The organism is Kribbella sandramycini (assembly GCF_013131805.1).
GTDB lineage: Bacteria > Actinomycetota > Actinomycetes > Propionibacteriales > Kribbellaceae > Kribbella > Kribbella sandramycini.
Map to the genome: position 1 here is coordinate 540,365 of NZ_JABJRC010000003.1, position 22,703 is coordinate 563,067.

The window sequence follows — 22,703 nt, forward strand, 5'->3', positions numbered from 1 at the left end:
CGGTGCGGTCCCCCCAGGACCTAGGTCCCCCTAAGGACCCGGGGCCGTCGATCTCGGTGGGAACGGCGGCCCCGGGTTGCTCAGATGTGTCAGCTCACGCGGACCGTGTAGGCGCCGCGGCTGCCGTACGTCGAGTAGCCCGTGTTCAGCGGGTTGGCGTACCCGACGTTGTCGACGCGCAGGTAGTACCGACCGGCGGTGACCTGGCGGCTGATGCTGGCGCTCAGACCGGTCGGCGTGGCCGAGTTGCTCTGGCCCGAGGCCGGGTCGGCGGTGGCGACGACCGCGCCGCTGCTGTTCAGCAGGTCCAGCTTGATGTCGAGGTCCGCACCGGAGGCGGCCGCGTTGGCCGCGAAGGTGAAGGTCCCGGCGGGCAGGTCGATGCCGAAGACGTCGACGTCGGAGTCACTGGCGTAGACACCGCTGACCGTGGTGCCGCGGGTCAGGTTGGTGGCCGCGGCAGTGGTGTTGCCGTGGTCGTCGGCGCGCAGCGGCAGACCGTTCTGGCCGATGACGGTGAAGTCGTCTTCCCGGTTGTTCGCGTTCGAGTACTCGCCCTTGCTCCACTGGCTGATCGCCTTGGAGTAGCCGACGCCCATGATCGGCGCCCAGGCGCCGTGCCCCTGGTAGTACCCGACGGACGACGTGCCGTCGTGGCCAAGGCCCAGGTTGTGACCAGCCTCGTGCGACGCGGCTTCGGCGATGTTCTTCGCGCCGGTACCGACACCGCGCGTGAAGACCAGAGCGGGCTGGTAGTACGCGTGCTGGCTGGTGTTGTCGTAGACGCCGACGTACGCGACGCCGCCGCAACCGCACCCGGACTGGTACCAGGTGGTCGGGTCGATCAGCACGCGCGTGCCGTACTGCTGGTCGGACGAGCCGGAGCGGGTGATCGCCGACTCGGCCGGCGCCTGCGTGGTCACGTCCACGTCGAACGGCGCGTAGTCCTCGGCGATCCGGGCCCAGACATCGCGGACGACGTCCTGCTCGGCGGTGCTCCAGTTGTTCGTGTTGCCGTCGGTGTCGTACGCGGTGACGTTCACCGTGGCCGGCTTGCCACCGGTGTTCCAGGCAGTGCCGGTGATGGTGTGGCCGTCGAAGTCCAGATAGATGACCTTGCTCGCACCAGGCTTGCTGTGCAGCTCGAACGCCGGACCGGTGGCGGCGGCAACGGCCTTGGTGGCCCAGCGCGGGGACGCCGTACTGGCCGCGCGCTCCTTGGTGGTGGCGACCGGCTCGCGGTAGAACAGCTTGCCGGTGCGGTCGAGCCAGCTGGTCTTGTCAGTGGCCAGGATCGTCTGCAGCTTGCCGGCCGGCATGCCGTTGGTCGCTGCGAGCTCGGTGAGTCGCGACTGGACCCGGCCGAGCGCGGCCTTACCTTGAAGCTCCTGACCGAGCAGCTGATCGATCGGGGTGGGGACGGGGGCGGTCTCCTGGGCGCCGGCAGAGTTGCCGGCGACAACGGCCAGGGCGCCGAAGGCTACTGCTCCGGCGCCGACAAGCGCTCCGAAGCGACGGGGGCGGGTTTGCATAAGGGGTCCTCCTCAGGGACTCCGCGTGTCTCACTTGACTTGCCTCACAAGCGGTATGCGAGATCACACTGTGCGTAGCCTGCCTGATGGGTTGCCCCGCTGTATACATTTTTCGCCGGATTTAACGTTCAGTGGAGGGTCGATGCGGTACGTGATGATGTTCCGGTCCAGCGCGAAATCGGAGGCCTGGGCGGAGCCGAGCGAGCAGAGCCTGACCGAAATGGGTCTGGTGATGGCCGAGATGGCCGAAACGGGCGTCCTGATCGCCGGCGAGGGTCTGTTGCCGAGTGATCGCGGCTTCCGGCTGGAGGCGACCGAGGGCCGGCCGCGGGTGCTCGACGGGCCGTTCGCGGAGACCAAGGAGCTCATCGCCGGCTTCTGTCTGATCGAGGTCGCCTCCCGCGAAGAGGCGCTGGAGTGGGCCCAGCGCTGCCTGGCCGCCGATCACGGGAACTGCGACGGGCTGGAGATCAGGCAGGTCGCGACCGCGGACGACTTCGGCGACAACTTCACCCCGGAGGCGCGTCAGCGCGAGGAGGAGACCTGGGCGTTGCTGGACGCCCGGCGGCGCGGCGAGTAGGTCAGAGCAACAGCACCTGGCGGATCGACGTACCGGCCGCGAGGGTGTCGAAGGCATCGTTCAGGTCGTCGAGGCCGACAGTTGTGGTCAGCAAGCGGTCCACCGGTAGCCGGCCGGCTTGGTAGAGCGCGATGTACCGCGGGATGTCCCGGCTCGGTACGGCGGAGCCCAGGTAGGAGCCCTTCACCGTGCGCTCCTCGGCGACCAGGCTCACGGCGGGCACGCTGAAGGCCTGCGACGGATGCGGCAGCCCGACAGTGACCGTCGTACCGCCGCGGCGCGTGGCGGCGTACGCCTGCTCCAGCACCTTCGCACTCCCCACGGTCTCGAAGGCGTAGTCGGCGCCACCGGAGGTGGCCTCGCGGATCTCCTGCACCACGTCTGGGCCGGCCTGGAGAGCGTGGGTGGCGCCGAGTGAGCGGGCGAGCGCCAGCTTCTCCGGTACGACGTCTACCGCGACGATCGGGTGCGCACCGACCAGCACCGCGCCAAGCAACGCAGACAGACCAACTCCACCGAGGCCAAAGACGACCGCACTGCGCCCGGCTTGAAGCTGGGCGGTGTTGACCACGGCACCCACACCGGTCATCACAGCGCAGCCGAACAACGCTGCGATCTCCGGCGGCAGCGCCGGGTCGATCTTGACGGCGGATCGCGCCGAAACCACAGCGTGGTCGGCGAAGCCGGAGACACCCAGGTGGTGATGCACTCCGTCCAGGCGGCGTACGCCGGACAGCAGCGTCCCAGCCGTGTTCGCAGCAGCACCCGGCTCGCACAGGGCAGCTCGGCCCTCGGCGCACGGCCCGCACGCGCCACAGGCCGGTACGAACGCGAACGCCACCGCATCCCCAGCGCTGAAGCCGGCCGCCGATGACGCGACCACCTCCCCCGTCGCCTCATGGCCGAGCAGCATCGGCATCACCCGCGGCCGAGAACCGTCGATGACGGACAGGTCCGAATGACACAGCCCCGCGGCGCGGACGCGCACCAGCAGCTCTCCCGGCCCAGGCGGTGCCAGCTCGACCTCCTCGATCCGCAGCGGCCGCGACTCGGCGTACGGCTTCGGCAGCCCCATCTCACGCAGTACCGCGCCGCGGACGATCATGCGCTGATCCCCTCCAAAGCCTGGCGAATACCGTCCGGAATCGGCACCGGACGCCGATCCGCCCGGTCGACGAAAACATGCACGAACCGCCCGGTCGCAGCCGGCTCGTCAGCTGCCTCGGCGAACAGCCCGATGTCGTACCGGACGCTCGAGTTGCCCACCCGCCCGACGCGCAGCCCGGCGTCCACCACCCCCGGAAACTCCAGCGGCGCTTTGAACGTGCACTGCGACTCGACGCACAGCCCGATCACCGCACCGCCGTGAATGTCGAGGCCGCCGACGCGGATCAGGAAGTCGTTGATCACGGTGTCGAAGAAGCTGTAGTACTCGACATTGTTCACATGCCCGTAGACGTCGTTGTCCTTCCACCGCAGCGTGATCGGCAGGAAGTGCTTGAAACCAGACCGGTCCATCCACTCAGACTAATGTCGGAGTCAGGGTTAGGGTGCAGTCGTGCGGTTCATCCGGGATCTCGGGACGCTGTTGCGGCGGTGGGATTTTCGGCGGCTGTTCGCGGTGCGGCTGACGTCCCAGTTCGGTGACGGGGTCTTCCAGGTCGCGCTCGCGTCGTACGTGTTGTTCTCGCCGGAGCGGGCGCCGGACGCCGCGGCGATCGCCGGGCTGTTCGCGGTCGCGCTGCTCCCGTACTCCGTGCTCGGACCGTTCACCGGCGTGCTGCTGGATCGGTGGTCGCGGCGGCAGATTCTGTTCGGGGCGAATCTGACCCGGGCGGCGCTGGTCTGTGGCGTCGGCGTGATCGTTGCGGTCGGCAATGCGGGGGTGCCGTTCTACCTGGCGGTGTTGCTGACGCTAGGGGTGAACAGGTTCCTGCTGTCGGGGCTGTCGGCCGGGCTGCCGCATGTCGTCGAGCGCGACGAGCTCGTGATGGCCAACGCCGTGACGCCGACGTCCGGTACGGCGTCCTTCCTGGTCGGCGGCGGAGTCGGGGCCGGGGTCAAGCTGCTCGTCGACTCCGATCTGGCTGTGCTCGGGCTGACCGTGGTCGTGTACGTCGGGGCCGCGCTGCTCGCGTTGCGGCTGAAGCGGCGTCAGCTCGGGCCTGATCTGCAAGGGGACGAGCCTGGGGTGCTCGAGGCGCTCGGGACGATCGCGAAGGGGCTGGTCGACGGCGGGCGGCATCTGCGGGAGCGTCGGCAGGCCGCGCTCGGGCTGGCCGCGATCGGCTCGCTGCGGTTCTTCTTCGGGCTGATCACCGTGCAGATGATCCTGCTGTACCGCAACTACTTCTACGGGCCAGGTCAGCTGGACAACGCGTTCGGTGCGCTGGCGATCGCGACCGGCATGGTCGGCGCCGGGATCTTCGTCGCCGCGCTGGTTACGCCGTGGGCGACGCGGGTGCTGGCGTTGCGGCAGTGGATCACGGTGCTGTTCGCGGCGGCCGCGGTGGTGACCGTCGTACCGCTCGGGTTGTTCACCCAGCCGGCGATGATCGTCGGCGGGTTCCTGACCGGGTTCTGCGCGCAGGGCGTGAAGATCAGCGTCGACACCCTCGTGCAGACGGGTGTCGACGATGTCTACCGCGGCCGAGTCTTCTCGTTGTACGACATGATCTTCAACGTCGGGCAGGTCTCGGCGGCCGCGCTCGGCGCGCTGATCCTGCCCGACAACGGGAAGTCCTATCCGGTGCTGGCGTTCATCGCGCTCGGCTTCGCCGGCACCGCGGTGCTGTACTCACGCGCCGCGCAGCGCGGTGATCGGCTGGATGGCGGAGGCCTTCCAGGCCGGGTACGTCCCGGCGATCAGGCCGATGACCGCGCCCAGCAAGGGTGATCCGAACGCGAGCGTGTTGTCCAGGATCGGCGTCCAGTCCTTGCTCCAGGAGACGCCGACGGTGAGCAGGACGCCGACCGCCGTCCCGAGCAGGCCGCCGAGCAGACCGACGATCACGCTCTCGACCAGGAACTGCGCGGCGATATGTCTTCGCGCGGCGCCGAGGGCCCGGCGGAGGCCGATCTCACCGATCCGTTCCAGCACCGAGAGCAGCGTGACATTCGCGATCCCGAGGCCGCCGACGAGCAGAGCGACGGCGCCCAGCAGCAGGAACAGGGCGTTCAGGTCGGACTCGACGCCCTTGCGAACGGCACCCTGTTTCGGCGGGGCGTCGACGCTCAGGTTGCTCGGGTTGTTCGGCTCGATCGCTTTCGGCGCCTGACCGGCGATCAGCTGGGCCGCGCCGACGGCGGTGCGGATCTCGATCGCATCCGGGGCCTTCAGGTCGTACGCCGCTTTCGCCGTGCCGTTCGGGATGATCAGCGCGTCGTTCAGCTCGGCGCGGCCGGAGACCGAGTCGAGGATGCCGATCACGGTGTAGGGCTGGTCGCCGATGAAGACGGCCGGCTGGCCGTCGACCCGGTTGATGCCCAGCCGCTCGGCGGCATGCTTGCCGAGGACAACGACCTTGTCGGCGCGCTGGTCGTGGCCGGCGTCGAAGAACCGGCCGGTCTTGAGGGCCGCGCGGACGGCTTCGAACAGCCCCGCCGAGCCGGCCATCACGTTCAGCGCCTTACCTTCGCTGCCGTCCAGCCCGACGCTGCGGACCAGGTCGTCGCCGATGTTCACCGTACTCACGGTGCCCACCGCCTCGACCCCGTTCAGCCGCCCCAACCGCAGCGGCGCATCCCACGGCAGCTCCGTCGCCGCCTCGCCCTCCTGCCCGTTCTTGTCCCCCGGCTCGACCACCACCCGCGTCGCCTGCGCCAGATCGAACTTCTGACTGATCTGCCCCGCCGCCGTCTGCCCGAGCCCCACCGTCCCCACCAACGCGGCGACACCCAGCACGGTCCCCAACGTCGTCAGGATCAGCCGAGTAGGTCGCGCTGCGACACCAGCCAGCGCCTCATCAAGCAGATCCCGCACCGAAGGACGCCCCCGCCGACCGCCCCCAACCACGCTGGGGTCCGGGCGGAGAGGGCGCCCCCGCCGACTCCGCCCCGAGTCGGCGGGGGCTGTTGCGGCCCGCCCGAGCAGCCGTCGCCGGCGGCGACGTGGCGGAGGTGAGGAGGACTCCGCCGGGCTGTCGGGGGGATTGGACGGCCCGCCGGTGGGAGGGTCCGGGGGGCCTGCTGTGGGGGTCACCATTGGAGGGTTCCGTCTACTATGCGAACTCGGCGTTGGGCGCGGGCGGAGACGTGGTCGTCATGGGTGATGACGGCCAGGGTCATGCCGCCGGCGTGGAGTTCGTCGAAGAGTTCGAGGATGGCTTCGGCGTTGGCGCTGTCCAGGTTGCCGGTGGGTTCGTCGGCCAGCAGGAGGCTGGGTTCGGCGACCAGGGCGCGGGCGATGGCGACGCGCTGGCGTTCGCCGCCGGAGAGGGTGGTCGGGCCGAAGTCCATCCGGTGGGCGAGGCCGACGCGTTCGAGGGCGACGCGGGCGCGGGCCATCCGTTCGCGGCGCGGGACGCCGACGTAGACCATCGAGAGCGCGACGTTCTCCAGCACGGTCCGGTGCGCGAGCAGGTGGAAGGACTGGAAGACGAAGCCGATCCGCTCACCCCGCAGGACGGCGCGCCGTCGCTCACGGAGGCTCATCGTGTCCACCCCGTCGAGGCGGTAGACCCCGCCGCTCGGGTTGTCGAGCAGCCCGAGCAGGTGCAGCAGGGTCGACTTGCCCGAGCCGGACGGTCCGACGATCGACAGGTACTCGCCCTGCCGGATCGTCAGATCGACATCCTTGATCGCCTCCACCTCCGGCGGTCCGGGGAAGAACCGGCGGACGCCGATCATCTCCACCACCGGAGCCGGCAACGCAACGCCCACGGGGACCGTCATCGTCCGACCACCACCTGGTCGCCCTCGCCGAGTTTGGCGTCGCCGACCGGCGTCACCGCGGCGAATCCGTCCGCCGACAGCCCGACCTTGACCGGCACCAGCTCGGTCTTCCCGTCCCGCAGCACCTCGACCCGCGACGCGCCGTCCGACCCGGCGGACAGTGCCGCCAGCGGCACGGTCAGCACCTTGCCGCTCGTGCTCTTGACCGGGATCGTCACCCGGACGTTCGCGTCCCGCAGCTGCTCGAGCTGCTTCGCGTTCAGCTTGTTCGGCGCGACCACGACGTCGTACGACTCGCCCTTGCGGGTCGCCCGCTTCACCTTGGCGTTCACCGTCGACCCGTCGCCGAGGGTCAGGATCGCGGCCATCCCCGGCTTGAGGTTCTCGCCGGCCGCCGCGTCGACCTTGAGCGTGACGACCAGGGCCGCCCCGCTGGCCGACATCACCGCGCCGCTCGCCGTCCCGCCACGCTCGACGTTCACCTTGTCGACCCGCCGCGGCAGCGACTTCACGTAGACGATCTCGGCGACCGGCAACGGCGTCCCGGCCTTCAGTTCGGCGTCGTCCTGCGCCTCGCGGGCATCGGCCAGCGCCTCCTTGGCGTCCTCGACCGCGCCCTTCTGGACGGTCAGGTCCGGCGCCTTGGCGTCCTTGGCCTGTTTCAGCTGCGACTGCGCCTGGCGGAGAGCCTTCTTCGCGGCGTCGGTGTTCTTCTTCGCCGCGTCCGCCGCATCCTTGAGCTGCTGCTCGGCCTCGGGCGCGTCGTACCCGGCCTGCTCGTACAGCTCACGGACGGCGCGCGCCGTCCCGCTGTCGTACTTACCGTCCACACTGCCCGGGTCGAACCCGAGCCGGTCGAGCGTCCGCTCCAGCTGCAGGACGTCGGGGCCCTTGCTCCCCGGCGCCAGCGAGCGGTACATCGGCAGGACGCCGGCCAGCGCGATCACCGGCCGTCCGACGATCTCCAGCAGCGCCTTGCCCTCGGCGATCGTCGACCCGACCGCCGGGACCTTCCCGGTGACGATCGCCGGCGTCGTCAGCCCGCTGGTCTCGACCCGGATGTTCACCGCGCCGTCGAACGACGCGTCACCCCGGCCGACCACCTTGCTGGACAACGCCTTCTTCTCGACCGGGACCGTGATCTGGGAGGCCTTCGGCGCCGCCGTCTTGGCCGCCGCGTCCTCGGGTGAGGTGATCCGGGCGCCGGCCACGACGCCGACCCCGAGCGAGGCGGCCGCGAGCGAGGCCACCCCGACCAGGATCTGGCGCCGCGACTTGGGTGATGAGGTCACCGGTTCGCCATTCCGTCGCGGTACGCCTCGAGCTCGGCCTTGTGCTGCTCGACGAACTCCTTCTCCATGGCGTACTGGACCTTCTTGTACGGCTCGTCGTACTTCGCCGCCTTGCACTTCTGGTCGGCGACCGCGAGCTCGGTCTCGGCCTTGCGCAGCTCGGCCAGCTTGGTCGCGTCGACCTTGTCGAACGACGGCGGCCCGACCACCGTGACGCTGCCGTCCTTACCGGGGCTGGGCGCTTCCGGCTTGTTCCCGGTCAGCTCGTCGAGCTGCTTCTGGATCTTCTCCCGCGGCTCCTCGAGTTTCGTGAACCCGCTGTGCCCGGCGTCGGCCAGGCAGTCCGACCAGGCCTTGATCGCGTCCACGACGCCCTGGTCGCTGTTGATCCGCTTGTTCAGCGCTTCCAGGTCCTTGAACAGCGCGTCGTACTTCTTGAAGTCGTCCTTGCTCTGGGTCGGATCGCCGTAGGCGTCGGAGAACGCCTTGCCGCGGCAGCCGATCTCCTCGGGTTTCGGTTTCGTGCCGTCCATCGGGATGGCGACGGCCATCCCGTCACCGGCGCCCTTGCCGTTCAGCGCGGTGTCGTAGGCCTTCTGGGCGGACGGCGAGAGCGCGTCCCGGATCTTCTTGTTCGGGTCGGCGTCCTGGTCGTCGGCGCCGGCCTTGGACCAGTCGATGGTGCTGACCCCGTAGCCGTACTGCTCGGCGAACTTGTCCGGCGGCAGGTCGAAGGCCTCGGCGAACTTGCTCTTCTTCCGCGACTCCGGCGGGACGGCGACGTACTCGAATCCGGCCGCCTTCATACAGGCCACGGTCGAGTCCTCGACCTTGCGCTGTTTGGCCAGGTCCTCCGCGGAGGACTCGGTGGCGCCGCCGGCCCGGACGGCGCGCACCGAACCGCCACCGCTGCTGCTGATGAAACCCTCGCCCATGTACTCGGCGAGCGGGCTCTTGTCGGTCTTGCCGTCACCCGCGACGGGCGACTTGTCCTGGTTGTTCCCGCAGGCTGCCAGGGCCAGGACGGCAACCAGGGCGAGCGCGGTGGTTTTGGTTCTCATGGCAGTGGAGCGTGCCGTCCGGGTCGTGAAGAACCTGTGAAGGACCGGTTTGCACCCGATGCTCTCAGTCGATCTTCATCGGATTCTCATGAAGTTCGGGGACATTAAAGAGCATGCCTGCCCGGATCCTGGTCGCCGAAGACGATGTCAAACAGGCCGAACTGATCCGGCGGTACCTCGAGCGGGAGGGGCATCTGACAGTCGTCGTCCACGACGGTCGCGCCGCGATCGACGAGGCCCGCCGGCGTAGTCCGGACCTGCTGGTCCTCGACGTGATGATGCCCAAGGTGGACGGTCTGGACGTCTGCCGGGTGCTGCGTGCGGACGGCGACGTCCCGATCATCATGCTGACCGCCCGCTCGACCGAGGACGACCTGCTGCTCGGGCTCGATCTGGGCGCGGACGACTACCTGACCAAGCCGTACAACCCGCGCGAGCTGGTGGCCCGGGTCCGGACCGTGCTGCGCCGGACGCGCAGCCGCGCCGAGGGTGAGGTGTATCGAGTCGGCGAGCTGGAGATCGACCCCGGGCGGCACGAGGTCCGGCTGACCGGTGAGCTGGTCGACGTCACGCCGGCCGAGTTCAAGATCCTGGCCTGCCTGGCCGCGGCGCCCGGGCGGGCGTTCTCCCGGCAGCAGCTGCTGGAGCACGCGTTCGGGTTCGACCACTACGTCTTCGACCGGACGGTCGACGTCCACGTGATGAACCTGCGCAAGAAGATCGAGCCGCCGGGTGGGGCGCCGGCGTACCTGAAGACCGTGTACGGCGTCGGCTACAAGCTGGCGGACAAGGTGGGTTCCGATGCGTCGTAGTCTGCTGGTCCGGTTCCTGGGGTTGTCGCTGGCGGTCGCGCTCGGCGCGGTGGTCGCGACGGCGGTGATCGCGTCGTACAGCACCACCGAGTCGTTACAGGGCGAGCTGGACGCGAACGCCGGGCAGCTGCAGGCCGACACCCGGATCTACAGCTCACTGAGCGACTACGCCGTGAATCACAACGGCTGGGCCGGTGTCGACAAAGAGGTCCGTCGACTCGCCGACGAAACCGGCCGCCGGATCGCGGTCACCGAGCCCGACGGCACCGTGATCGCGGACTCGGCCCGAATGCTCGGCGCCGCGCCCGAGCTGCCCTCGGTGCCGGCGGCAACCATTGACGCGAGCAACCAGGCCGGCCTCGCGTCAGCGGTACCGCTCATGTCGTACAAGGCCGTCGGCCGGACGGTGTCGGTCGGCTCGGCGGTGCAGTTCACCTCGGCCCGGGCCTGGGCGCCGATCGGCGACCCGAGCTGGGGTCTGACCGACAAGGAGCGGGAGGAGCGGGCGAAGCTCGCGCAGCAGGCCGCCGACTGTCTGGACGCCCGCGGCTTCCCCGCCTACGTCGCGACCAGTGACGGGACGACGACGGTGACGATCCAGGCCGGTCAGACCGATGACGGCACCGGCCTGGAGATCGTCCAGCCGGCGAACGGCTACTTGATGGCCGGCGTCGAGGCGCAGCTCGCCGACAGCGTGCCGCCGACCGCCGGTAAGCCGATCACCAAGGCCGACAAGGAGCGCGCCGAGGAGGCCACGGCCCGGTCCAAGGCCGCAGCCGCCTGTACGCCGAAGGGCCTGTACGCCCCCAGCGCCAAGGCGAAGCTGGTCAACGACGACGAGGTCCGGCGGGCCAAGGAGTGCCTGGACGCGGCGAGGATCAAGTTCACGCTGACCCGCACCGAGGACGGCTTGCAGCAGGTGACGGTCCCGAAGGGGACCGAGGCCACCACCCCCGCCCAGTTCTTCGAATGCGCCCAGCAGGCGAGCTCACAGGCGCTGGCGCCGTACGTCGCGCCGCCCGCGCAGCTCTTCCTCGGGTCGAAGAGCACCTTCAACCTGTTCTCGGCCGAGGGCATGTTGCGGACGGCGGCGACCGCGCTCGGCGTGATGCTGATCGCGGCCCTGGTGATGCTGCTGACCGGGCGCCGGCTGGTCCGGCCGATCGTCGCGCTGACCGGCGCGGCCCAGCGGATGCGGAACGGCGATCACGCCGCTCGCGTCCCGGTCACCGGGAAGGACGAGGTGGCCCGGCTCGGGCACGCGTTCAACGCGATGGCCGAATCGATCCAGCGCGCGGACTTCCAGCGGAAGGCGATGGTCAGCGATGTCGCCCACGAACTACGGACCCCCTTGGCCAACATCAAGGGGTACCTGGTCGCGTCGGAGGACGGCGTCGTCCCGCTGGATGCCGAGCTGGTCACCTCGCTCCTCGAGGAGACCGGCCTGCTCGAACACCTCGTCGCCGACCTGCAGGACCTCGCGCTGGCTGACGCCGGCATGCTCCGGATGCACCCGGCCGAACGCAACCTGACCGAGATCGCCCAGCAGGTCGTCCTCGCGCACCGCCCGGCCGCCGAAGCCGCCGGCGTCACGCTCACCGCCGACGTCCCCGCCCAGGCGATGGCCGCTGTCGACAACGCCCGCATGCGCCAAGCCCTCGGCAACCTGGTCGCCAACGCCATCCGCTTCACCCCGACCGGCGGCACCGTCGTCGTCGGCGTCCGCCCGGTCGACGACGGCTACAACCTCACCGTCACCGACAACGGCGCCGGCATCGCCGAAGAGCACCTCCCACACCTCTTCGACCGCTTCTACCGAGCCGAACAGTCCCGCTCCCGCACCACCGGCGGCAGCGGCCTCGGCCTGGCCATCACCAAACACCTCATCGAAGCCCACCAAGGCACCATCACCGTCACCAGCCGCCTCAACTCCGGCTCCGTCTTCACCGCCTGGATCCCCCGCAAGCACTAACAACAGGACGTACAGGCCCACTCGCCTGCTCCAGAGGCCCGGCCGCAGCGGCCTGCGCAGAGCTACGCAGCCGACTACGTCCTGTCCTTCAGGCTGACGACCTACGATCGGACCATGGCGGGGAGGCAGGCCCGAGTAGCCGACGTGCACGCGGTCGCGCGCGCGATGCCACATGTCACGGTGTGGGAGCGGGACGACGGGACCGACCGGCCGGTGTATCAAATCGGCGGGAAGTCGTTCGTATTCTTCCGGACGGCGCGGCCCGACGCCGTCGATCCGGTGACCGGGGAGAAGTACGACGACGTGATCATGATCTGGACGGAGTCCGAGGACGAGAAGCTCGCGCTGCTCGCGGACGACTCCCTGCCGTTCTTCAGCACCCCGCATTTCGACGGGCATCCGTCGGTGCTGGTCCGGGCGAGCCGGATCGGTGAGCTGAGCCGGCAGGAGCTGACCGAGATCGTTCAGGACGCATGGCTGTCCCGCGCATCCGCCCGCCGCGCCACGGCCTGGCTGAAGGAGCATCGGCTGTGAGCTACTACCCCGGCGGGATTGCCGCTCCGGACTACAACCAGAAGCCGCCGCGGATGAACCGGGCGGGCCTGGTGATCGTGTTGATGCTGGTGTTGCTGGTTGCGGTGGTTGGGACGGGGATCGCGGTGGCGGTGCGGCTGGTGAACAGCCGGGAGAGCGCGGAGCCGGCGCCGGCGCCGGTGACTTCGGTTGCGCCGAGCAAGAAGCCGACGCAGCCGGTGAAGCCGACGACCACGCCGTCGGTGAAGAAGCCCTCGGTGACGCCGGTGCGGCCGGTGCAGATCACGCCGGAGGGGCCGCGGGGCGGACCGGAGGGGGTGGCGAAGCAGTTGGTCGCGCGGCTGAACGCTAACGACGGCCGGGGTGTCGGCGCGCTGGCCTGCCCCGACGCGAACAACTTGCTGCAGACGCTGCTGCGGACGCAGGTGAAGCAGCCGGCCAAGCTCACGACCGGGCGGACGATCGCTCAGGAGCCGGTGATCGCCATCGAGCTGTCCGGGACGATGAACGGCAAGGGCGTGAGCGGCGTGATCGTGATCCGGGACGACAAGCAGGGCTTGTGCGTGCAGGCCTTTCAGGTCATTCGGTTGCCGTAGCCAGGGAGCGGGCGGTGTCGAGGAGGTTGGCGCCGGTGGGGAGGGTGGCGATGATGGGGGTGTCGAGGCCGTTGGCGACGTAGCGGTTGATGTGGGCTCGGCAGGCGGCTGGTGAGCCGTGGACGATCAGGTCGTCGATCACTTCGACCGGGATGGCGGCCATGGCGGCGTTGCGGTCGCCGGCGGCCCAGGCCTCGCGCAGGGGTTGCATCGCGGGGCCGCGGCCGAGCCAGTCGTGGAAGGCGGCGTAGCCGGGGACGGTCAGGTAGGTCGCGATCAGGTAGCGGCCGATGTTGCGGGCCATCTCGGCGTCCTCGGTGACGCAGACGAAGATCCGCGCGGCCAGCTCCTTGTCCGGTCCGAGCTCGGCCCGGACTTGGCGGACGTCGTCCGCGGACAGCCAGTTCGTGATCGCGCCGTCCGCCTCGCGCGCGGCCAGCTTGAGCATCTGCGGCCGGAGCGCGGCGAGCATGATCGCGGGCGGTACGTCAGGCGCCTTCTCCAGCCGGAACCGGTTGATCGTGAAGCTGTCGAACGTCCCGTCGACCTTCTCGCCCGCGAAGGCCTGCCGCAGGAAGCGCAGGACGTCGCGCGTCCGCGCCAGCGGCGGGTCGTAAGCGATCCCGTTCCACCCGGTCACGATCGTCTCCGACGAGGCGCCGATCCCGAGCACGAACCGCCCCGGCGCGAGATCGGCCAGCGCGGCCGCGCTCATCGCCAGCGCCGCCGGACCGCGCGTGTGCACCGGTACGACGGCCGTCCCCAGCCGAAGCCGATCGTCCCACTCCGACGCCAGAACCAACGGGGTGAACGCATCCGCCCCAGCCACCTCGGCCGACCAAAGATCCGTGTACCCCAACCCGGCCAGCTCGGCGATCAACGACCGGTGGTCCCGCAGTGGGACGCCGGTCAGCGGCACCGTCAGCCCCCAGCGCATCAGATCAGCTTCCGCAGGATCGGCAACGGAACCGCCTTCATGAACCGCGCCAGCGGCACCCACGGCCAGGCCGGCACGTACGCGTTCGCCTTCTCCGCCTCGATCGCCTTCACCATCGACCGGACGCCGGGCACGGTGTCGACGATCAGCGGCGTGTTCTGCACATGCTCGTTCAATGCGGACTTGATGTACCCCGGGTAGATCGTGCTGATCTCGATAGGCTTGTTCAGCATCTCCATCCGCAGCCCCTCGGCCAGCGACGCGACCCCGGCCTTGGCGGCGGCGTACGCCGTGATCGTCTTCGGCAGCCCGCGGAGCGCGGCGGCCGACGCGATGAAGACCAGATGACCCGCGTTCCGCGCGCGGAAGAGCTCCATCGCGGCCTCGGCCTGGGTGAACGCGGCCATGAAGTTCGTCTGCAGGGTCTCCCGGTTCACCTCCGGCCGGCCGGTGCCGACCGGCACGCCCTTGCCGATCCCGGCGTTCACGATGATCCGGTCGAGCCCGCCGTGCGCGGCGTCCGCCTCCCGGAAGACCGTGAACACCTGCTCGTCATCGGTGACGTCGAGTTTGTGGACGGTGATCGTCAGCCCGGGGTGCCGGTCGAGGAACTCGTCCCGGAGCGCGGCCAGCCGGTCCTCGCGGCGGGCGGTCAGCGCGAGGTTGTGCCCCTTGGCGGCGAACTGCCGGGCCATCTCCTCGCCCAGCCCGGCGCTCGCACCCGTGATCAAGATGTTCCGTCTCATCGGTAGGTGAGCCTTTCGCTGCCGTCGAAGTGTCCGTGCTCGTTGTAGCTGACCATCGTCAGTCCGCTGCGCCCCGACACGACTTTGGTGATCGCGGTGTTGATCGTGACCGGGTTCAGCCGCGCCCAGAGACCGTCGCCGCCGGAGAGCAGCCGGCTGACGACCGCGGCGATCGGCCCGCCCGAGGTGAACACGAGCGCGGTCTCGCCTTTGCCGAGCCGCGCGGCGGTTCGGCGTACGGCGGCCTCGGACCGGTCGCAGAAGGCCTGGAAGGTCTCGTCGTACCCCGCGCCGCCGTCGATCCAGCGCTGCGTCGCCGCGGTGAACATCTCCTGGAAGGCCCGTTTCGGGTTCCCCGTCCGGGCCAGGTCGGCGATCATCAGGGCGCGCGCCTTATACGCCGGTTTGTGCGCGACGATCACCTGGTCGTGGTCGAACTCGTCGTACCCGTGGTCGATCTCGGCGGTGAAACCGGCCAGCGTCGCGGTCTGCTCGTGCCGGCGCATCGACCCGGCGACGACCAGGTCGGCGCGGATCCCGCGGGCGGCCAGATCGGTGCCTAGGGCAACGGCCTGCTGCTCGCCGAGGGTGGAGAGTTTGTCGTAGTCGCGGGCGCCGAAGGACGCCTGCGCGTGCCGGACCAGGTAGATCGTCGGCATCTCAGGCCTGCCGGATGATCCGTCGGCAGCGGCGTTCGAGCAGGTTGACCGGGAGCCAGAAGTTCTTGAACTTCGGGTTCCGGGTCTGCTTGTGGTGGTAGCGGTAGTAGATCTGCTGCGCGATCGCGGCCAGCCGGAAGAGCCCGAAAACCTCGTAGAACGCCCAGTTCTCCGGTTTCAAACCGGACTGTTCGGTGTAGTAGGCAACGATCTCCGCGCGGGTCAGCATCCCCGGCGCATCCGAGGGCTGCAGCCGGAATCGGCGGAACGCCCAATCGTCATCCGTCTGAACCCAATAGGCCAACGCACTGCCGAGATCCATCAGCGGATCGCCGAGCGTGGCCAGCTCCCAGTCCAGAATGCCGGCCACGTGTTGCGGTTCGTCGGGGTCGAGGACGACGTTGTCCAGCCGAAAGTCGTTGTGGATCACGCAGATCCGGGCGTCGGCCGGCTGGTTCGCGGCCAGCCAGGCCATCACCTTCTCGAAGCTGGGCACGTTCCACGTCTTGGCCTTGCGGTACCGCTCCGACCAGCCGCTGACCTGACGCCCGACGTACCCCTCGCCGCGGCCGAGGTCGGACAGACCGGCGGCCGCCGGGTCGACCGCGTGCAGCTCGACGAGGGTGTCGATCAGCGTGAAGCCGAGCTGCCGGGTCTGCGCGGTGGTCAGCTCGACGCCGAGCGCGGACCGGCGTGGGATCGTGCCCGCAACCCGCTCCATCACGTAGAAGTCGGAGCCGAGTACCGACTCATCGGTGCAGTGAGCAACCATCGTCGGCACGTACCGGAAGACCGGCTTGAGCGCGGCCTGGATCCGGAACTCGCGGCCCATGTCGTGGGCGCTCTTCGCCTTGGTGCCCGCGGGCGGACGGCGCAGGATCAGCTCCTGCCCGGGGTAGCTGAGCAGGTAGGTCAGGTTCGACGCGCCGCCGGAGAACTGCTTGACCTCCGGAACACCTGGCGGCAGCTCGGTCTGCTGCCGTAACCAGGTGTCCATCGCGGCGACGTCGAACGCGTCCTCGGCTCGGACGGCGCGAGCGCCGTCACCCATGGGTGGTGCCGCCGCCGGGCGTCTCCGCGACAGAGGTGGCGTCGCGGTCGGCCCGAACGGCGCGTGCGGTTGCCTTGGCGGCAATCTTGTTCATCTGGCGGTCGTAGAGCGGGCGGGCCCAGCGCTTGGTCAGGTAGGCCATCCGGGCCGGGCGATCGGGGACGATCAGGAAGCGCCGCTTCGCGATCCCGGCCAGGACGACGGTCGCGATGTCGTCGGCCGAGCGCGGCGACTTCTCGATCAGTTGGCGGGCCGACATCCGCATCGCCCGGTCCGCACCCTGGAACGAGTCGGCCAGGTTCGTGCGGAAGAACGACGGGCAGATCACCGACACCGCGATCCCGAACGGCTTCAGCTCGTGGGACAACGTCTCGGACAGCGCGACCACGCCGGCCTTGACGGTGTTGTACGAGCTCATCATCGGCGGATGGACCAGCCCGGCCACCGAGGCGGTGTTGACGATCTGGCCGGAGCGCTGCCGCTTGAAGAGCGGGGTGAACGCCCGGCAGCCGCGGACGACGCCCATCAGGTTGATGTCGACGACGCGATCCCACTCGTCGAGGGTCTCGACGTCGATCCGGCCGCCGGTGGCGATCCCGGCGTTGTTGACCAGGATGTCGAGACCGCCCCACTGCTCCTCGCACCAGGCGACCGCGGCCGCCCAGTCCTCGGGGCTGCGGACGTCCAGGCGGAGATACGGGCCGTCGCCGGCGTACGTCGTACCGATGTCGGTCCGGAGGACTTGGTGGCCAGCGGCAACGAACTTCTCGACCAGGGCGGCGCCGAGACCACTCGCACCGCCGGTCACCAGAATCCTGCTCACTTGGCGGCCTCTTCTTCCTTGCGCTCGGCCAGGTAGCGGGCGAGCTCGATGCGGGCGACGACGCCGCGGTGCACCTCGTCGGGACCGTCGGCGAGGCGGAGCGCGCGGGCGCTGGTCCAGGCGGCGGCGAGCGGGTAGTCGTCGGAGAGACCCCCGCCACCGTGCAGCTGCATCGCCATGTCGATCACGTCCTGCGCCATCCGCGGCGCGACGACCTTGATCTGGCTGACCTCGCTGAGCGCGCCCTGCAGGCCGACGGTGTCGAGCAGGTACGCCGTCTGCAACACCAGCAGGCGAGCCTGGTTGATCGCGATCCGGGCGTCGGCGACGCGCTCCCGGTTGCCGCCGAGGTTGACCAGCGGCTTTCCGAACGCGTGCCGGCTCGTACCGCGCTGCAGCGCGAGCTCGAGCGAACGCTCGGCCAGGCCGATCAGCCGCATGCAGTGGTGCACCCGCCCCGGGCCGAGGCGACCCTGCGCGATCTCGACCGCGCGGCCCGGCCCGACCAGGATATTGCCGGCCGGCACCCGGACGTCGGTGAACGACACCTCGCCGTGGCCGAACGGCTCGTCGTACCGGCCCATTGCCGGTAGCAACCGCTCGACCTTCACCCCGGGGGTGTCCCGCGGGACGAGCACCATCGTGTGCCGGTTGTAGCGGTGCGCCTCGGGGTCGGTGAGCCCCATGAAGATCAGCAGCTCGCAGTCGGGGTGGCCGACGCCGGTGCTCCACCACTTGCGGCCGTTGATGACGACCTCGTCGCCGTCCGGGATCGCGGTCGCGGCCATGTTGGTCGCGTCCGAGGAGGCGACATCCGGCTCGGTCATGCAGAAGGCGGATCGGATCGTGCTGTCCAGCAGCGGTTTCAGCCACTGCTCCTTCTGCGCCGCGGTGCCGTAGCGCAGCAGAACTTCCATGTTGCCGGTGTCGGGCGCGTTGCAGTTGAAGATGTACGGCGCGATGAACGAGCGACCGGTCAGCTCGGCGATCGGGGCGTAGTCGACATTCGACAGGCCCTCGCCGTACTGCTCGTTACCGGGCTCGGCCGGTGGGAGGAACAGGTTCCACAGACCCTGGGCGCGGGCCTTGCTCTGCAGCTCCTTGAGCACGGGCTGCGGTTGCCACGGATCGGCAGCGGCCAGGGTCGCGGCGTGCAGTTGCGCCTCGACCGGCTCGATCTCGGTCCGGATGAACTCCTCGACCCGCCCGATCAGATCCTGAGCACGGGCGGACGGTTCGAACCCCATCGCACTCCTTCCGGGTTCCCTGGCGGGGTACCGCCGGGTACGGGTTGACCGTAGCGCACCATTTGAGCAATGCTCAACAGTGTGGACAACAGATTGACCGCGGAGGAGCGGAAGAAGCAGCTCGTCAAGATCGGCTTGATGATGTTGCGCGATCAACCGATCCACGAATTGTCGATCGATGCCATCGCCGGCCAGGCCGGGATCTCCCGCAGTCTGCTGTTCCACTACTTCCCCAGCAAGCGCGACTACTACGTCGCGGTGATCTCCGCGGCCGGTCGGCGGCTGCTCCGGGTGACCAAGCCCGACGACGAGCTCGCGCCGGATGCCGCGCTGCGGGAGATGCTGGTCCAGTTCGTCGCATTCATCTCGCGCCGGCGGACGGCGTACATCTCGTTCGTCCGCGGCGCGGCCGGCGGTGACGACTACGCCGTCGAGGTGTACGACGACACCCGGATCGGGCTCTGCCGCCGGATCCTCGGCTTCCTCGGCACACCCGAGGTGGCCGACAACCGCGGCTCCGCCGAGTACCTCCGCATCCACGCCTGGCTCGGCTACACCGAGGATCTGGCGATCGAGTGGTCCGGCCTGGCCGAGGACGCCCGCCCGATGACCGCCGACGAGCTCATCGACCACGCCATCGACGCCCTCCACACCCTCCGCAAGCTCTGACCCCACCACCGCCTTTCCTGGGCCCGCCCATCCGTTTGCTGGGCCCACCCACCCGTTTGCTGGGCCCACCCACCCGTTTGCTGGGCCCACCCACCCGTTTGCTGGGCCCACCCACCCGTTTGCTGGGTCGGCCCACCCGAGGCAGGGTCGGCCCATTGCCTGCGATGGGTAAACCCCTCCGATCGTGGGTCAGTCCAGCAAGCGCCTTCGTAAGCAGCTAAGGGAGGGCCATTTGCTGGGTGGGCCAAGGAGAGCTGGGGTGGGCCAAGCGCAGGCTGTGGGTACGCCCACCTGCAGGTGGGTCAGCCCAGCAAATGCGGGGGGGGGAGGGGTGCCGCGGGGGTGGGGATGCCGGAGGTCAGATCAGCTCGGGGGTGAGGTCGGGGTCGGGCATTTGGGGGTCGAAGGGGAAGAGTGGGCGGATGATGTTGTGGTGGCCTAGGCGGAGGAGGTCTTGGTCGACGCCGCCGGGGGTGAGGGCGAGGAGCCAGTCGGCCGCGAGGTCGTAGAGCTCGGGTTCCAGGTAGCCGATCTTGACGATGACGAGGTCGGTTTTGGCTGGGTCGAGGCCGAGGAGGGTGAAGTCGGCCAGGTGGTGGTACGGCTTGCGGCGGGTGGTGAGGATCGCGTGCAGGCCGCCGGCCTGGACGACGGCGACCGTGCCGCCGACGGGGTCGTCGGAGAGCGAGAAGACGGTGCCGGTGAGCTCGACCGGGCCTGCCGGGCCGGAGTCGACCTTGCCGCCCGCGGCGACGCTGACCGGGTTTCCGACCCCGGCCGCAACACACGCGGCGACGGCGTCCGGGTCGGTGATACTCGCGTGGATCGCGGTCGCCCGGCCGGTGGTCAGCTCGTCGATGGTGAGTAGTTCGCGGAGCGTCCAGGAGACGTCGCCCGCGCCGCCGGCCGTCGGGTTGTCCCCGGAATCGCTGATCAGGAAGGGGCGCGCCGTACTGTTCAGGCCGGCCGCGACGCACGCATGCAGGGTGCCGGTCGGGGCGACGAACTCGAAGTCCGCGCGGGCATCCCAGTAGGCGCGGGCCAGCTCGTACGCCCGGTCGGCGATCAGCTGCTCGTCGTCCCCCATCACGACGACGGCCGCCTGACAGCGCGGCTCATCGGCCCACGCGTACCCGACCCAGACGGCGGCGTCCAGGACGCCGGGCTCGTCCGCGATCTCCGCGACGCGGCGGTAGATGGACGCCGCCGGCTCGATCCGCGTCGACGTCTTCTCCCCCGGTAACAACACCGGCACCTGAACCCAGGCCTTCTTCGGCTTTCCCAAGCCCGACCGCAGCCGCTCCACCAGATTGCGCGCCGTCCGCTCGCGGCTCTCCATCGCATCCTCGTGCGGCGCCATCCGGTAGCAGGTGATCAGATCCACCGATTCGCCGAGTTCACGCGACACATTCCCGTGCAGATCCATCGACGTCGACACCAGTACGCCGTCGCCCAGCGCCGCCCGCACCCGCGCTGCCAGATCCGCCTCGGCGTCCACGCGCCCCACCACACTCATCGCGCCGTGGATGTCGAAGAACAACCCATCCAGCGGCCCAGCACTCCCGATCCGCTCGACGATCTCCGCCGCGAACCCCTCGTACACCTCCCCCACCACAGCCCCACCCGGCAACGACCGAGCATGTACCAACGGCACCCACTCAACCCCCGCCGCCCACCCGCTGCTCAAAAAGTCGTACCGAGCCAGCAGCTCGTCCCCCCGCCGCACATCGAAGTCCGCCAACCCGGCCCGATGCGGCGAAAACGTACTCGACTCAATAGCAACCCCAGCAATCCCGATCCTCATACACCTCAACCTTTCACACACCTCCGGCGTAGGTCAGCCACAACGGCCGGCCACTTCGCCTGACACGAGCTGCCAGCGGCCGCGAACTGCAGGAGGAGGAGCAGCCGCCGTGCCCACCCCATGGGCGAGGTGAGCGGCGCCCCGCACGGCGGGCGGCACAGTCGGCTCCGGCGGCCGGCCACTTCGCCTGGCACAAGTAGCCAGCGGACGAGCGCCGAGGGCTCATCCCGTGGGTTGGGTGGGCGGTGCCGGGCGGTAGGCCCGTCAGGTCGCGGGGCCGGGGGCGAGCTCGGGCTGGCTCGGCTCCGGCCGTGGTTGTCGGCCGCTGGCTACTTGAGCCGGGCGGAGTGGCCGGCCGGGTGGGCGGACTTGCGTTTCAGGGGACGGGGGCGGTGGAGGCTCGTACTACTAGCTCGGTGGCCAGTTCCAGGTGGAGGGCTTGGATGGGGTGGCGGGTGAGGAGGCGGGTTAGTTGGGTGGCGGCGAGGCGGCCCATTTCGGCCAGGGGTTGGCGGACTGTGGTGAGGGGTGGGGTGGTGGCCTGGGCCAGGTCGAGGTCGTCGAAGCCGGCGATGGAGAGGTCGGTGGGGACGGTGAGGTTGAGGCTGGCGGCAGCTTGGAGGGCGCCGATGGCGGCTTTGTCGTTGAAGGCGATGAGCGCGGTGGGCCGGGGGGTCAACGAGAGCAGGTCGAGGGCGGCTTGGTAGCCGTCGGGGGTGGTGGGGTGGGTGTGGCGGGTGTGGGCGGGGGTGGGGAGGATGCCGGCGTCGGCGAGGGCGGCGTGGTGGCCGGAGAGGCGGGCGTCGGCGGCCAGCCATTCGCGCGGGCCGGCGATGACGCCGATGCGGGTGTGGCCCAGGGAGAGCAGGTGGGCCGTCAGTTGGCGGGCGCCGGAGTGGTGGGCGGCGGAGACGGAGGGGATGTGTGGGGGGAGGGTGGTTCGCGGGTCCACGACGACCAGCGGGAAGCGGCGGGTGGTCAGGTGGATCAGGTCTTCGGGGGGCTCCGGCGGGAGGATGAGGATGGCGCCGGCCAGCTCGCGCTGGGCAGGTAGCCGAGCCAGCACCGGGTCTTGGGCTGCCGCTTCACCGGCGTTCAGGACGACCTGGCGGCCGTGCCGGTCCAGCGTCTCGGCGATCGAGGAGACGATCAGGCCGAAGTAGTCGGTGAGCACGTACGGACAGCGGACGAAGACGGCGCCGTCGACCGGTTTCGGCGTACCGCCGCGGGGCGTGGGAGCGCGCAACCCGAGCTGCTCGACGGCGCGCTCGACCAGGGCCCGGGTTTCCGGCGCGACCCGGCCCTGCTGGTTGAGCACCCGGGAGACGGTCGCGATCGACACCCCGGTCGCGGCCGCCACCTCGCGGACCGTGACGCGCCGCTCAGGCATTTGTTACATCACTTTGTTTCACGCTCAGCACTCTAAACCCAGGCGGCAGAGCATTGACAGAGCCAGTTTCACATCGTTTCCTGAGGCCGTTTGTTGCACTTTGTT

Annotated in this window: 22 protein-coding genes; 7 read left to right on the forward strand and 15 right to left on the reverse strand. The window is 69.7% G+C overall.

Annotated features, from left to right (window positions below):
* Positions 1-89: 89 nt before the first annotated feature.
* The gene (locus HPO96_RS16085; protein WP_171674250.1) at positions 90-1,532 is read right to left on the reverse strand and encodes a zinc-dependent metalloprotease family protein; all 1,443 of its coding nucleotides are present in this window, start codon (positions 1,530-1,532) and stop codon (positions 90-92) included.
* A 142-nt stretch (positions 1,533-1,674) separates the two neighbouring features.
* Here HPO96_RS16085 and HPO96_RS16090 point away from each other — a divergent pair, with 142 nt between their 5' ends.
* On the forward strand, positions 1,675-2,112 hold the full coding sequence (locus HPO96_RS16090; protein WP_171674251.1) for a YciI family protein: 438 nt from the start codon (positions 1,675-1,677) through the stop codon (positions 2,110-2,112).
* Between the two features lies 1 nt (position 2,113).
* On the opposite strand, the gene HPO96_RS16095 is transcribed toward HPO96_RS16090, so the two are convergent.
* The gene (locus tag HPO96_RS16095; protein WP_171674252.1) at positions 2,114-3,217 is read right to left on the reverse strand and encodes a zinc-dependent alcohol dehydrogenase family protein; all 1,104 of its coding nucleotides are present in this window, start codon (positions 3,215-3,217) and stop codon (positions 2,114-2,116) included.
* Complete coding sequence (locus HPO96_RS16100; RefSeq protein ID WP_171674253.1) at positions 3,214-3,630, reverse strand: acyl-CoA thioesterase; 417 nt, start codon at positions 3,628-3,630, stop codon at positions 3,214-3,216. The genes HPO96_RS16095 and HPO96_RS16100 overlap by 4 nt, the downstream gene beginning before the upstream one ends.
* A gap of 40 nt (positions 3,631-3,670) precedes the next feature.
* Here HPO96_RS16100 and HPO96_RS16105 point away from each other — a divergent pair, with 40 nt between their 5' ends.
* Positions 3,671-5,008 carry an MFS transporter gene (locus HPO96_RS16105; RefSeq protein ID WP_171674254.1) on the forward strand — a complete coding sequence of 446 codons (1,338 nt, stop codon included), beginning with the start codon at positions 3,671-3,673 and terminating at the stop codon, positions 5,006-5,008.
* On the opposite strand, the gene HPO96_RS16110 is transcribed toward HPO96_RS16105, so the two are convergent.
* The 4 genes from HPO96_RS16110 to HPO96_RS16125 form a co-directional block, all read right to left on the reverse strand.
* The gene (locus tag HPO96_RS16110; protein WP_337796658.1) at positions 4,910-6,094 is read right to left on the reverse strand and encodes an ABC transporter permease; all 1,185 of its coding nucleotides are present in this window, start codon (positions 6,092-6,094) and stop codon (positions 4,910-4,912) included. The genes HPO96_RS16105 and HPO96_RS16110 overlap by 99 nt on opposite strands.
* Before the next feature lie 215 nt (positions 6,095-6,309).
* Positions 6,310-7,005 (reverse strand): ABC transporter ATP-binding protein, encoded by a 696-nt coding sequence (locus HPO96_RS16115; protein ID WP_171674256.1) that lies wholly within the window; start codon positions 7,003-7,005, stop codon positions 6,310-6,312.
* Positions 7,002-8,297, reverse strand: a complete 1,296-nt coding sequence (locus HPO96_RS16120; protein WP_171674257.1) for a peptidoglycan-binding protein — start codon at positions 8,295-8,297, stop codon at positions 7,002-7,004. The genes HPO96_RS16115 and HPO96_RS16120 overlap by 4 nt, the downstream gene beginning before the upstream one ends.
* Positions 8,294-9,358, reverse strand: a complete 1,065-nt coding sequence (locus HPO96_RS16125) for a hypothetical protein (protein WP_171674258.1) — start codon at positions 9,356-9,358, stop codon at positions 8,294-8,296. The genes HPO96_RS16120 and HPO96_RS16125 overlap by 4 nt, the downstream gene beginning before the upstream one ends.
* 113 nt (positions 9,359-9,471) lie before the next feature.
* Here HPO96_RS16125 and HPO96_RS16130 point away from each other — a divergent pair, with 113 nt between their 5' ends.
* From HPO96_RS16130 to HPO96_RS16145, 4 genes are all read left to right on the forward strand, one after another.
* On the forward strand, positions 9,472-10,170 hold the full coding sequence (locus HPO96_RS16130) for a response regulator transcription factor (RefSeq protein ID WP_171674259.1): 699 nt from the start codon (positions 9,472-9,474) through the stop codon (positions 10,168-10,170).
* Positions 10,160-12,142, forward strand: coding sequence for a sensor histidine kinase (locus HPO96_RS16135; RefSeq protein ID WP_238355140.1), 1,983 nt, complete (start codon positions 10,160-10,162; stop codon positions 12,140-12,142). The genes HPO96_RS16130 and HPO96_RS16135 overlap by 11 nt, the downstream gene beginning before the upstream one ends.
* Before the next feature lie 114 nt (positions 12,143-12,256).
* Positions 12,257-12,676: an MmcQ/YjbR family DNA-binding protein gene (locus HPO96_RS16140; protein ID WP_171674260.1), complete on the forward strand. Its 420-nt coding sequence runs from the start codon at positions 12,257-12,259 to the stop codon at positions 12,674-12,676.
* Positions 12,673-13,272: a hypothetical protein gene (locus tag HPO96_RS16145; RefSeq protein ID WP_171674261.1), complete on the forward strand. Its 600-nt coding sequence runs from the start codon at positions 12,673-12,675 to the stop codon at positions 13,270-13,272. The genes HPO96_RS16140 and HPO96_RS16145 overlap by 4 nt, the downstream gene beginning before the upstream one ends.
* On the opposite strand, the gene HPO96_RS16150 is transcribed toward HPO96_RS16145, so the two are convergent.
* From HPO96_RS16150 to HPO96_RS16175, 6 genes are read right to left on the reverse strand one after another with little or no spacing between them, the layout of a single operon-like run.
* Positions 13,256-14,209 carry an LLM class F420-dependent oxidoreductase gene (locus tag HPO96_RS16150; protein WP_202885980.1) on the reverse strand — a complete coding sequence of 318 codons (954 nt, stop codon included), beginning with the start codon at positions 14,207-14,209 and terminating at the stop codon, positions 13,256-13,258. The two genes, HPO96_RS16145 and HPO96_RS16150, sit on opposite strands and share 17 nt — an antisense overlap.
* Positions 14,209-14,955: an SDR family oxidoreductase gene (locus HPO96_RS16155; RefSeq protein ID WP_171674262.1), complete on the reverse strand. Its 747-nt coding sequence runs from the start codon at positions 14,953-14,955 to the stop codon at positions 14,209-14,211. The genes HPO96_RS16150 and HPO96_RS16155 overlap by 1 nt, the downstream gene beginning before the upstream one ends.
* Positions 14,952-15,614, reverse strand: coding sequence for a histidine phosphatase family protein (locus HPO96_RS16160; protein WP_171674263.1), 663 nt, complete (start codon positions 15,612-15,614; stop codon positions 14,952-14,954). Before HPO96_RS16160 ends, HPO96_RS16155 begins: the two co-directional genes overlap by 4 nt.
* A 1-nt stretch (position 15,615) precedes the next feature.
* Positions 15,616-16,665, reverse strand: a complete 1,050-nt coding sequence (locus tag HPO96_RS16165; RefSeq protein ID WP_171674264.1) for a phosphotransferase family protein — start codon at positions 16,663-16,665, stop codon at positions 15,616-15,618.
* Positions 16,658-17,488 (reverse strand): SDR family NAD(P)-dependent oxidoreductase, encoded by an 831-nt coding sequence (locus HPO96_RS16170; RefSeq protein WP_171674265.1) that lies wholly within the window; start codon positions 17,486-17,488, stop codon positions 16,658-16,660. Before HPO96_RS16170 ends, HPO96_RS16165 begins: the two co-directional genes overlap by 8 nt.
* On the reverse strand, positions 17,485-18,735 hold the full coding sequence (locus tag HPO96_RS16175) for an acyl-CoA dehydrogenase family protein (RefSeq protein ID WP_171674266.1): 1,251 nt from the start codon (positions 18,733-18,735) through the stop codon (positions 17,485-17,487). Before HPO96_RS16175 ends, HPO96_RS16170 begins: the two co-directional genes overlap by 4 nt.
* A 69-nt stretch (positions 18,736-18,804) precedes the next feature.
* Between HPO96_RS16175 and HPO96_RS16180 the strand changes: the two genes are divergently transcribed.
* The gene (locus HPO96_RS16180) at positions 18,805-19,404 is read left to right on the forward strand and encodes a TetR/AcrR family transcriptional regulator (protein ID WP_171674267.1); all 600 of its coding nucleotides are present in this window, start codon (positions 18,805-18,807) and stop codon (positions 19,402-19,404) included.
* 358 nt (positions 19,405-19,762) lie between these two features.
* On the opposite strand, the gene HPO96_RS16185 is transcribed toward HPO96_RS16180, so the two are convergent.
* Positions 19,763-21,208, reverse strand: a complete 1,446-nt coding sequence (locus HPO96_RS16185) for a M81 family metallopeptidase (protein WP_171674268.1) — start codon at positions 21,206-21,208, stop codon at positions 19,763-19,765.
* A 376-nt stretch (positions 21,209-21,584) separates the two neighbouring features.
* On the reverse strand, positions 21,585-22,598 hold the full coding sequence (locus HPO96_RS16190; protein ID WP_171674269.1) for a LacI family DNA-binding transcriptional regulator: 1,014 nt from the start codon (positions 22,596-22,598) through the stop codon (positions 21,585-21,587).
* Between the last annotated feature and the right edge of the window lie 105 nt (positions 22,599-22,703).

Excerpts from the sequence above, each read along its gene's own strand:
- HPO96_RS16085 (WP_171674250.1), bottom strand. The coding sequence starts at position 1,532 with ATGCAAACCCGCCCCCGTCGCTTCGGAGCGCTTGTCGGCGCCGGAGCA.
- HPO96_RS16090 (WP_171674251.1), top strand. The coding sequence starts at position 1,675 with ATGCGGTACGTGATGATGTTCCGGTCCAGCGCGAAATCGGAGGCCTGG.
- HPO96_RS16095 (WP_171674252.1), bottom strand. The coding sequence starts at position 3,217 with ATGATCGTCCGCGGCGCGGTACTGCGTGAGATGGGGCTGCCGAAGCCG.
- HPO96_RS16100 (WP_171674253.1), bottom strand. The coding sequence starts at position 3,630 with ATGGACCGGTCTGGTTTCAAGCACTTCCTGCCGATCACGCTGCGGTGG.
- HPO96_RS16115 (WP_171674256.1), bottom strand. The coding sequence starts at position 7,005 with ATGACGGTCCCCGTGGGCGTTGCGTTGCCGGCTCCGGTGGTGGAGATG.
- HPO96_RS16125 (WP_171674258.1), bottom strand. The coding sequence starts at position 9,358 with ATGAGAACCAAAACCACCGCGCTCGCCCTGGTTGCCGTCCTGGCCCTG.
- HPO96_RS16130 (WP_171674259.1), top strand. The coding sequence starts at position 9,472 with ATGCCTGCCCGGATCCTGGTCGCCGAAGACGATGTCAAACAGGCCGAA.
- HPO96_RS16135 (WP_238355140.1), top strand. The coding sequence starts at position 10,160 with ATGCGTCGTAGTCTGCTGGTCCGGTTCCTGGGGTTGTCGCTGGCGGTC.
- HPO96_RS16140 (WP_171674260.1), top strand. The coding sequence starts at position 12,257 with ATGGCGGGGAGGCAGGCCCGAGTAGCCGACGTGCACGCGGTCGCGCGC.
- HPO96_RS16150 (WP_202885980.1), bottom strand. The coding sequence starts at position 14,209 with ATGCGCTGGGGGCTGACGGTGCCGCTGACCGGCGTCCCACTGCGGGAC.
- HPO96_RS16155 (WP_171674262.1), bottom strand. The coding sequence starts at position 14,955 with ATGAGACGGAACATCTTGATCACGGGTGCGAGCGCCGGGCTGGGCGAG.
- HPO96_RS16160 (WP_171674263.1), bottom strand. The coding sequence starts at position 15,614 with ATGCCGACGATCTACCTGGTCCGGCACGCGCAGGCGTCCTTCGGCGCC.
- HPO96_RS16165 (WP_171674264.1), bottom strand. The coding sequence starts at position 16,665 with ATGGGTGACGGCGCTCGCGCCGTCCGAGCCGAGGACGCGTTCGACGTC.
- HPO96_RS16175 (WP_171674266.1), bottom strand. The coding sequence starts at position 18,735 with ATGGGGTTCGAACCGTCCGCCCGTGCTCAGGATCTGATCGGGCGGGTC.
- HPO96_RS16180 (WP_171674267.1), top strand. The coding sequence starts at position 18,805 with ATGCTCAACAGTGTGGACAACAGATTGACCGCGGAGGAGCGGAAGAAG.
- HPO96_RS16185 (WP_171674268.1), bottom strand. The coding sequence starts at position 21,208 with ATGAGGATCGGGATTGCTGGGGTTGCTATTGAGTCGAGTACGTTTTCG.
- HPO96_RS16190 (WP_171674269.1), bottom strand. The coding sequence starts at position 22,598 with ATGCCTGAGCGGCGCGTCACGGTCCGCGAGGTGGCGGCCGCGACCGGG.